Origin of the sequence: Laspinema olomoucense D3b, assembly GCF_025370785.1 — a bacterium.
Lineage (GTDB): Bacteria > Cyanobacteriota > Cyanobacteriia > Cyanobacteriales > Laspinemataceae > Laspinema > Laspinema olomoucense.
In genome coordinates, this window is record NZ_JAMXFA010000025.1 from 88,523 (window position 1) to 97,724 (window position 9,202).

Consider the following 9,202-nt stretch of genomic DNA (forward strand, 5'->3'; position numbering starts at 1 on the left):
TTACATTTTTACACATAAATGGGAACTCCCCAAACTCTATCTAAAATTTTTTCAGCCAAAGAGCGCTCCCCTCAAAATTCCATTAGGCGATCGCCCTTAAGCTAGGGTGATGCTTCAGCAGCGACTGGACACTTCAACCTCTACCTCAGTGGTGTTGAAGCCTCACCCGTTCTCGTTTAGACCGACTGGTGTTGATTAGACGGAGGCTTTTGCCTGTTGGGGTTCGTGAACCGCTGGTTCTTCCCCGGGAGTAATTAACTGGACCGAGAGCCCCTCCCGTGCCATGAGCGAATTCGGAAACAGTTGAGCCGCTTGCTCTCCGATCCGATCTAAGAAATCATCATTATGCAAGGGGTCATGATGGAAAATCACCAATCGTTTCACATTGGCTGCTTTCGCAACTTTGACCGCTTCCTGCCAGGTTGAATGTCCCCAGCCGACTTTACTGGAAGTGGGGGAGTTGTACTCGTCATCACTATAGGTCGCATCGTAAATCATGACATCGGCATCGCGAGCTAACCAGAGGACGTTTTCATCGAGGCGATCGGGGAAATGTTCAGTATCCGTAATGTAAGCGGCGACATACCCACGCCAGCTTACCCGATAGCCAACTGCCTCTCCCGGATGATTGAGGAGAGCATTTTCAACCTTGACCTCTCCAATTTGTACGACTTCGCCAATTTTAATATCGTGAAATTCCAGTTGAGCACCCATAATCTGCAACGGTACTGGAAAATTCGGGTGCAACATTTGATCGTTGAGGCGTTGCTCGATGGTGGCTCCATTCGGCGCGACTGCTCCATGAATGCGGAACCGATTATTTTTAATAAAAGCCGGTACAAAAAAAGGAAACCCCTGGATATGATCCCAGTGGGAGTGCGTGAAGAACATCGAAGCTTTGACCGGCATCTGCGATAGCAGGGATAGTCCTAGAACCCTTAAGCCCGTCCCTCCATCAAAAATTAGGCGCTCACCACCCACTCGCATCTCAATGCAGGGTGTATTACCACCGTAGCGAACGGTTTCGGACCCGGGACAGGCTATGCTCCCTCGCACGCCCCAGAAGTGAACTGTGAATTGGTTTTGCATCTCTTGCATGGGTGTATTTCGCTTGTAGTCGCAATGGGGTCTATCAGTCAGGTTGTACGTTTCGGCTAAATCTCTAAGAAGGAGAAAATAGAGGTAACTATATTCAAAGTTAACCAGGTTTTAGAAAGATCAGGCAGCATTCTCCTGTTATACCCGAAAAAGTGGAAATTCGGATGAAGGTTACAAACTTATTTAACAATTTCAAACTCCTTGGGTGCTAAGGATTGACTGGGGTGGGGTTCTCTGGCTAGTTTCATTTTTCAGGGTGTGGAAACCCGGATTGGGGTATCTGTGCGATCGCGATTTGGCTTCGGTTTAAGGGTCTTGCTGCTGCGGTCTTTGAGTCGGTGGGTGATTGACTACCCGGGGTGATGAGTTCAATTCCTGCTCACTCCTGGCGCTTCACCACCGGCAGATGTTGGCCCGTTTTTGGATCAGATTTCCCACTCACCCTGTTTACCCTGAATGGATTGAATCTTCACGGTTACTCAGGATTTAGGTTTGAGGTGGCGATCGCCATCGGGGTTGATGCCCTGGGGGAGATTTCACCCCACCTCGTGGGACACTAAAAGAAACACTCCCATCCACCCTGGATGCGTTCTGAACCCTCTGGCTGCGCTCGGGCTACCCTCCCTATCCCTTCAAGGGTCTAAGGAGGCCAAGACTCGGCTCTAGCTGGGGTCAAAGCGGGCCAATTTGAGGAACCCACTATCCCCTGGGCGAAAGTTATCCCGGTGGGAACGGGTAAATCGCCCCATTTTCCTGATGATAATTGAGGGGAGGGGGGTAGCGGATGCCCGCTGGCGTCTCGGGTTCTCCCTGTGCCTTGCTTTCCCCTATTTCTACTCTCATTCTACTCTAACAAGATTGATAGGCAAAGACTCAGATTAATTATAAATATTTTCCGGTTTGAATCGCTGTCCCCTTGAGTTGATAGGCTTAAACCCCTTTTACTGTTTGAGCTTTTTTAGGTCAGTAAGTGGCGGCACTTGTTAATAAAAATTGGTAAGGGAGCTTTGACTCCATCCCAAGCGGCCTTGTTTAATCCTGGTTTTATTCCTAGACTGCTTGATCTTCCCCTATGATCATCCCATATCGGCCCCCATTCAACTGATGATCAAATGACCGGGCTGAGTCCGACCTCCTGGGGAGGGCCGTTGAATGGCATTGTCTTTACTTTTATTATTATATAGCAGGTTGAGTTCAGACTGGGGTCGAGGGGGAACTTTAATTAACTGGGTAGTCCCGACTGAATGGAGGGGAGATTGTCCGGATTTTTCTAAAATTTGGCGATTAAATTAGCTTGAAAATAAGATATTATAAAAATAGCAGACTAATTTCTACCTTTCTACCTTCAGTGATGGGCGATGGATGAGATGGCAGAAGCGGTTAAAGCTCAACCCTTAAAGCTGACTGCGATCGCCCCGAAGGACTGGGTAATCCGTCCGAATCCGTAGCACCGGCTCAGACTCCAGGATAGTCAGAACGATAGGCCAGAATTGGGGAGAAGCGGTGGAAATTTGACCTCATCTGGCTCAATTGAACAACAACTCCCCCTTAATATTCAGCCAACTTTTAACTGACAAGCCAACTAAATCATCCCGCCCGGATAGTTTCAGTTTCGCACTTTACCCAACCCGTTCTCATCCCTCATTTTAAAAATCCAGGGATGAGGATTGGCCAGTTCACCCCAGGCGCTGCCTATCCCAGTTAGATGGAGTAAATCACGACACTCACAGGACTAGCGCTTTACCTCTATCTGTGTAGGGGCATCGTAGAGAATCGCCCCTATATTTAAGGTGGACTCAAAAAATATGCCTAAGTCCTGCCATTGTTCCAAAAAACCGGAGTGAAGAGCGCTACAGGGTCTTCGGAAAATGAGAAAATAGCAACAAAAGTTAAAATTTTGGACATTTTCACCGCATCGTGATTCCATGACAGCCCTCCCTCCCCCCGATCTGTTACTTCCTGGGCAAGCCCCTCCTGCCCCTTCCAAGTCCTCCCTAACGAGTTTTCTGAACCGATTGCAGCCCACCCCAGAAACGGTTGTGCTTCTCCTGGCCGTCTTCATTGGAAGTAGCACCGGGATGGGAATCGTCACCTTTCACTACCTGATTCACCTGATCCATACCGTGATGCTTGAGGATGTCATGGGCATCATTTCCCCAGGGGGACCTTGGACCTTGGCTTGTATTCCGGCCCTGGGGGGCGCAGTGGTGGGGTTGATGCGCTGGCATCGGCCCGATTTTGGTCCAGGGATCTCAGCTTTAATTGCGGCAACCCAGGGCCTCCGGGAACTACTGCCCCTGAGACCTGTGACCAAAATGGTGGCGGCGTCGGTTTCCTTGGGGACCGGGGCCTCTTTAGGGCCGGAAGGTCCTAGTGTGGAAATTGGGGCGAATTTTGGGATGCTGTTGGGGGAAGTGCTGCAAGTGTCGCGAGAACGCCAACGCTTGCTGTTGGGTGCTGGTGCCGCAGCGGGGTTAGCAGCGGGATTTAATGCCCCGATCGCCGGGGTGTTTTTTGCCTTGGAGGTGGTCCTGGGGACCACGTTTGCAACTTCGGCAGTGAGTGTGGTCTTACTGGCGGCGGTGGTGGCAGCGTTAATTGCTCAAATTGGCTTGGGTTCTCAACCAGCTTTTACCCTGCCGATGTATGACGTGCGCTCTCCATTGGAATTACCCCTATATTTAGGTTTGGGTTTATTGGCGGCAGGAGTCTCGATCGCCTTTACGGAAACGATTCAATTCGCCCGTCACTGCTTTCGAGGAGAGGTGCCGCTAGTGAGATGGCTGGGTCGAATTCCTCGCCCGATTCATCCGGCGATCGGGGGAATCTGCGTGGGGTTAGTGGCGCTGCAATGGCCGCAAATCCTGGGAATTGGTTATGAAACCGTGGAAGCGATGCTTCAGGATGTGGAGTTTTCCCTGCCGTTGTTAATCATGCTGCTGGTGGTCAAGTTGGGGATAACGGCGTTCTGTCAAGGGAGTGGTTTGGTGGGAGGGGTATTTGCTCCGGCCATGTTTTTGGGGGCTTCCTTGGGTTCAGCCTATGGGAAACTTTTAGCCGCCAATTTACCCGCGATCGCCTCTCATATAGCCGCCCCTCCGGCTTATGCAATGGTGGGAATGGCTGCCGTATTGGCGGGAACGGCTAAAGCACCGCTGACGGCTATTTTATTGCTGTTTGAACTCACAAGGGATTATCGGATTGTACTGCCTTTGATGGCGGCAGTCGGTTTGGCCGCTTGGTTAGTGGAAGGGTCTAAGGTTCGCACTGATTCGGAGTTAAATCCAGAACAGATGGGGTTTAATGTTGCTCCCGATCGCAATGTGGAGATTTTACAACAAATGTCCGTGGCGGCGGCGATGCATGAGTCGTTTCTAATCTTGAAGGCTACTCAGTCCGTGTTGGAAGCCGGGTTAGCCTTGACTCAGGGGAAGTATTACAGTGCTTTGGTGTTTGATTGCACCGATCGCCTGATTGGAATTATTAGTTTACAGGATATTGAGCGGGCGATCGCCTTGGGAGAACGACCGACAAGTACCCTGGTAGAATCAGATTCAGTGGCAGTGCCTTGGATTGAACAGGCGATCGCAGAGATTTGTACCCTAGAAGTTTTGTATGCCTATCCCGATGAGTTGCTCAGTGAAGCGTTAGACCGCATGGCGGCCCGAGGATTGCGGCAATTACCTGTGGTAGACCCGGATGATCCACATCGGGTTCTAGGGTTGCTCGATCGCGAGGGGATTTCTTTAGCTTGCAATGTTGCTGCGGTTTCTGAGGCATTGGCACCTTATGTATTGTTGCCCAATGCTGCACCGGCTGTGGAGTTATCGGAAGGCGATCGGGCAGCTTAGGGAATTCCCAATTCTACAATTTTCAATTTTTCTGAGCACAAGGTACTCCCTTGTGCTGTTTGTTTGGGGTTGGGTTATTGATTTTTAATGGCGATTGTAGGTGGATTAACGGTTGCTAAATTTAGGCTAGAGTTTCGGCTGATGTTGCGGTGGCGAGGGCAGATTGTTCGGGAATGTGACCCATCGGGATAGTCTTGCAAGGGTCCGGAACGCGCGATCGCGGTGGAGCATCAATTTTTCTCAACCCTTCTATTGAAGGCGATCTATATATGTCAGGTATCGAGCGCGACAATTGCCTGGACTGGTGGCCTGGATTAAGAGGAAGAGGAATTCCAAATCGTCAAGAAATCCCCCTTTAGGGGAATAGACAGTTAGGGTTGGAAGGGTGATATTTAGGATGCGGACTCCAGCATCTGGGGGAGGATACAGGGGAGGGAATAGGCTGATGCAATCCGCTTGTTCGCGATCGCCTGATTTGAATTAACTGGCCCGCCAGAATGCTAATCTAGTCCTTATGCCTGTTTCGCGAAGGAACTCAGGGCATTTTTTCAGAAAACGCCATAGTTTTTGAGGGATTTATCAGGGTTTCATCGGGTCCTTAGCCTGAGATTGGAGGATAGACCGAGGGAATGAAGGGGGTTAAAAATTGAGGAATAGACTTGACGGGATGGTCCAGGTCCTGATGAGATGCGATCGCTGAAGCTGGGCTTTTTTACCGGGGCGATCGGCAAGCAGACCTTTTCATCTCCCGGCCAATGGATGACCCGGGAATTGATAGATTAACCTCCAATCCAACACCCGCCCCAGCGCTTCTTCTATTGGGGAGGATGGGATTGAAAGCGAGGGTGCGGTTATGGCAGGAGTGAAAGCAAAATTAAAGCAGTGAATCCACGGAGATTACTGCCTACACCACTGATGGTATTGAATTAGTTTCCCCTTGACTTCAGGAGGCATTAATAGCACAGGGGTGAACTCTTTAGAACTAGATGCGGCAAGGATTTTGGCACTTGCCGCCGCCATTGACCAAGCTTCAGAATTACTCAGGATACTAGGTAAGGGTTGGGATACAACCCTCTTTGTCCTCTATCCGATGAGTCGGCTTTCTGTCGCTCGTTTAACTGCGGCGACCTGACTGGCAGTTGCCGTTACAGAATCGCCGTCTGGAACTCATTCCTCGTCAGAATCTTTATCGATTTGACGCAGGTGAATGTGTTTGCGTCCTAGGGAAATTTCAAATTCATCTCCCGGATTGAGATCCATCTGCTTGGTGTAAGCCGATCCGATCAGTAAGTTGCCATTTGACTGGACGCTAATCCGATAACTGGCACTACGTCCACCACGACCTTGACCATTTTGCTTGCCATCGAGTTCAATACCCTCAGCATCAATCAGGGCATTGAGGAATTTCATCATATTAACGCGCTCTACCCCATTTTTTGTAACGGTGTAGTAGCCACACTCTCTGGCTTTTTCTTCCTTGCTGAGGTTCTCTAGATCTTTGACTTTCTGGAGAAGATCTTCACCAACTAGGGGTTCCATCTTTTTCTTTTTACTCATTGACTTACAACGACCGCCATGAACAATAGGGCTAACGAATTCTATTTTAGCCGAGTGTTGCTAAAAATTAGAACTTTTTTTTTCGGGCAGTCAGGTTATTAAACTATATTACACGAATCAGAGTGGGTAGTCACGAGATTTTTATCCTATCTGTGGCATCAGGAATGGTAAAGGCTTCACCGGAATCGGCACAGGTGAGTGATAGGTAGCGGTGGACTGATAAGAGGTACGGCCCGGTAGAAGTCGAATTGACCCTAACCTATCTGAGGATAGGCCGGGCTCAGGAGTGAATTCTGGCCTAAAGATCGGTATGATAAACCAGAAAAGCTCGGTCGAAGGAAGGTAATGGTCTCGAATCGAGTTGTTTAAAGGCAGATGAAAGAAGCGCGATGGATTGAAGAAGGGGTTAATATCGGTCAGTTATGCCGGAAATAGCCACTGTGCTAACTGAGTCATGACTCAAAGCGGTCCCGAAGAGAATGAGGCAGTAAGGGGAGAGTTAGAGGGGCATCAAGAGCAGTTGAAGGGTTTGGTTTGAAGGCTTAAGTCCGGTTTCAGTCGGGTTAGCAACTGACTTTTGGAACGGGCTTATGTCATCTTATGCCAATTAGAATCAATTTAGAAAGCGTTGGGTTAACCCGAGGCAGATTTTGTTTGTAAAGGTTGCTTCTAGTGAAGAGAAAAAAGATGCTTATCCTTCAGCAGTGTCTTGACGTCTTCGCTTTTTTACTATATAGACGAAATAGAAGAGAAGGGCTATAAATGCCGGAGGGAAAGGGGTCCCCGGGAGAGGAGAATAGATAAATAGGGTCGGTTCTGTCCGATAAAACGGGGGAGAAAGGGCAGCTATCCCGTTCAGGGAGAGAAGATTTAACTCAAGGAAGGGGGGATACTCCATTGCAGAGGCGATCGCGTTGCTCGTTTGACAATTGGAGGGGTAGCTGGGTGGAAAGTAGCCGATGAAGGGAGGAGAATATTTTCACTATAAATCCCTCTTCCGTTGGAAAAGCGTTATAACCAAGTTTTGATGCACTATCAGATTCTATTCAAGGGATGAAGCTAACAACCCGAGGACACTATAGCGTTAAGGCGCTGCTCGATTTGAGTTTACAGCCACAGTTTGGCCCAACTTCTGTAAAAGCGATCGCCGATCGCCAGGATTTACCCGCCCCTTATCTGGAAAAATTATTGATGGAAATGCGTCGCGCTGGTTTAGTCAAATCCCTGCGCGGTGCTACCGGAGGTTATCAACTCGCCCGACATCCGGCACAAATCTCTTTGGGTCAAATTTTAGAAGCGGTTGGAGAAACGATTGATCCATTGCCTAGATCCTCTCCGGATAGCGAACAAGCGGAGGACTGGGTAACCGATCGCCTCTGGCATCGATTACACCAAAAGTTAAAGGAATCTCTCTATAGCATTTCCCTGGAAGATTTGTACTTTGATGCTAGAAGCTGGCAAGCGTACCAAGGAGAAGAAACCAATTTTGTGGTATAGCCAGTGGTGGTTTGATTCCGCTGTTCCCTACGGAAAATGAGTTTTTAGACTCACCTTGAAGCCAAAAGCACCGATCGCTAATAATATAGATGAGTTAATGTTGTCACCGATGAGGTTAGCTGTATCGATCGTGCAACCGAGGGAATTTGCACTAGGCGTTCTGGCGATCGCCGCTTATCTGGATTTTTTGATTGGCGATCCTTGGGGTTGGCCCCATCCAGTTCAGGGCATGGGTTGGGTGATTTCTCACTATAGTCAATGGGTTTTAAACCGCTGGAAAAACCCGGTTATCCGCCGAATTGCAGGCATTATTCTGGCGACTGGTGCAGTCGCTTGCACCGGATTAATCGGGTGGGGAATTATCCACGGGTCCTATCAGTTACATCCGCTATTGGGACTGGCGATCGAAAGTATCCTCTTAGCGAGTTGTTTTGCGGGTCGCAGTTTAAGAAGCGCTGCTGAAACCGTGTTAACACCCCTAAACGACTCCGATTTAGAAACAGCGCGTCAAAAATTAAGCTTATATGTAGGCCGAGATACAGACAATCTCAGGGAATCTGAGGTGATGCGCGCGGTATTAGAAACCGTTACCGAAAATGCAGTGGATGGAGTCATGGCACCTTTATTTTATGCGATCGCCGGTTCCATGATTTTTCATCTTGGGGCCTTACCCTTAGCCTTCGCCTATAAAGCCGCCAGTACCCTCGATTCAATGGTCGGTTACCGGGATGAACCCTATACCGATTTAGGATGGTGTAGCGCCAAACTCGAAGACATTCTCACCTGGTTTCCCTGTCGCTTAACAGTCATTACATTAGGACTTTTAAGCGATCGCCTCCCGGACATTTGGCGGATCTGTCAACGCGATGCCACCCAAGACCCTAGTCCCAATTCAGGTTGGAGTGAATGCACCTACGCCGTCATTCTCGGCGTCCAACTCGGTGGCATCAATTACTATCGCGGCATTCCCAAACCCAAACCTCTCTTAAATATTCCCCTCAATCCCATCACCCCAGACCGAATTCACCAAGCTATGTTACTCACACGATGGTGCTTTTTAACATGGTTAAGCATCACCATCAGTTGCTGGTTCCTCTTTACCCAGTTTTCAGGGTGATCAAAGGGAGATGGGGAGGATGGGGAGGATGGGGAGGATGGGGAGGATGGGGAGGATGGGGAGGATGGGGAGGATGGGGAGG

The 9,202-nt window shown here is 49.3% G+C and carries 8 protein-coding genes; 5 read left to right on the forward strand and 3 right to left on the reverse strand.

All coding sequences use genetic code 11. The features are described from left to right. Positions 1 to 195: 195 nt before the first annotated feature. Positions 196 to 1,098: an MBL fold metallo-hydrolase gene (locus tag NG792_RS18340; protein WP_261236335.1), complete on the reverse strand. Its 903-nt coding sequence runs from the start codon at positions 1,096 to 1,098 to the stop codon at positions 196 to 198. Between the two features lie 362 nt (positions 1,099 to 1,460). On the opposite strand from NG792_RS18340, the gene NG792_RS18345 reads away from it, so the two are divergent. Both NG792_RS18345 and NG792_RS18350 read left to right on the forward strand, forming a co-directional pair. Then, positions 1,461 to 1,658 carry a hypothetical protein gene (locus NG792_RS18345; protein WP_261199583.1) on the forward strand — a complete coding sequence of 66 codons (198 nt, stop codon included), beginning with the start codon at positions 1,461 to 1,463 and terminating at the stop codon, positions 1,656 to 1,658. A 1,365-nt stretch (positions 1,659 to 3,023) separates the two neighbouring features. Beyond that, on the forward strand, positions 3,024 to 4,949 hold the full coding sequence (locus NG792_RS18350) for a chloride channel protein (protein ID WP_261236336.1): 1,926 nt from the start codon (positions 3,024 to 3,026) through the stop codon (positions 4,947 to 4,949). A 121-nt stretch (positions 4,950 to 5,070) separates the two neighbouring features. Here the strand turns inward: NG792_RS18350 and NG792_RS18355 are convergent, their stop codons facing one another. Then, positions 5,071 to 5,193 (reverse strand): hypothetical protein, encoded by a 123-nt coding sequence (locus NG792_RS18355; protein WP_261236337.1) that lies wholly within the window; start codon positions 5,191 to 5,193, stop codon positions 5,071 to 5,073. Positions 5,194 to 5,886: 693 nt separating this feature from the next. On the opposite strand from NG792_RS18355, the gene NG792_RS18360 reads away from it, so the two are divergent. Further along, a complete protein-coding gene (locus tag NG792_RS18360) occupies positions 5,887 to 6,081 on the forward strand; it encodes a hypothetical protein (RefSeq protein ID WP_261236338.1) in 195 nt (64 codons plus the stop codon). Positions 6,082 to 6,116: 35 nt separating this feature from the next. Here the strand turns inward: NG792_RS18360 and NG792_RS18365 are convergent, their stop codons facing one another. Beyond that, entirely contained in the window at positions 6,117 to 6,506 is a 390-nt protein-coding gene (locus NG792_RS18365; RefSeq protein WP_261199587.1) for an AbrB family transcriptional regulator, read from the reverse strand. Between the two features lie 1,053 nt (positions 6,507 to 7,559). On the opposite strand from NG792_RS18365, the gene NG792_RS18370 reads away from it, so the two are divergent. Continuing rightward, complete coding sequence (locus NG792_RS18370) at positions 7,560 to 8,003, forward strand: Rrf2 family transcriptional regulator (RefSeq protein WP_261199588.1); 444 nt, start codon at positions 7,560 to 7,562, stop codon at positions 8,001 to 8,003. Positions 8,004 to 8,100: 97 nt separating this feature from the next. Further along, positions 8,101 to 9,120, forward strand: coding sequence for an adenosylcobinamide-phosphate synthase CbiB (cbiB, locus tag NG792_RS18375; protein ID WP_261236341.1), 1,020 nt, complete (start codon positions 8,101 to 8,103; stop codon positions 9,118 to 9,120). Positions 9,121 to 9,202 lie beyond the last annotated feature (82 nt).

What these genes read in the sequence shown, in the direction of transcription:
- NG792_RS18350 (WP_261236336.1), top strand. Translation starts at nt 3,024, where the DNA reads ATGACAGCCCTCCCTCCCCCCGATCTGTTACTTCCTGGGCAAGCCCCT.
- cbiB (WP_261236341.1), top strand. Translation starts at nt 8,101, where the DNA reads ATGTTGTCACCGATGAGGTTAGCTGTATCGATCGTGCAACCGAGGGAA.
- NG792_RS18345 (WP_261199583.1), top strand. Translation starts at nt 1,461, where the DNA reads ATGAGTTCAATTCCTGCTCACTCCTGGCGCTTCACCACCGGCAGATGT.
- NG792_RS18365 (WP_261199587.1), bottom strand. Translation starts at nt 6,506, where the DNA reads ATGAGTAAAAAGAAAAAGATGGAACCCCTAGTTGGTGAAGATCTTCTC.
- NG792_RS18370 (WP_261199588.1), top strand. Translation starts at nt 7,560, where the DNA reads ATGAAGCTAACAACCCGAGGACACTATAGCGTTAAGGCGCTGCTCGAT.
- NG792_RS18340 (WP_261236335.1), bottom strand. Translation starts at nt 1,098, where the DNA reads ATGCAAGAGATGCAAAACCAATTCACAGTTCACTTCTGGGGCGTGCGA.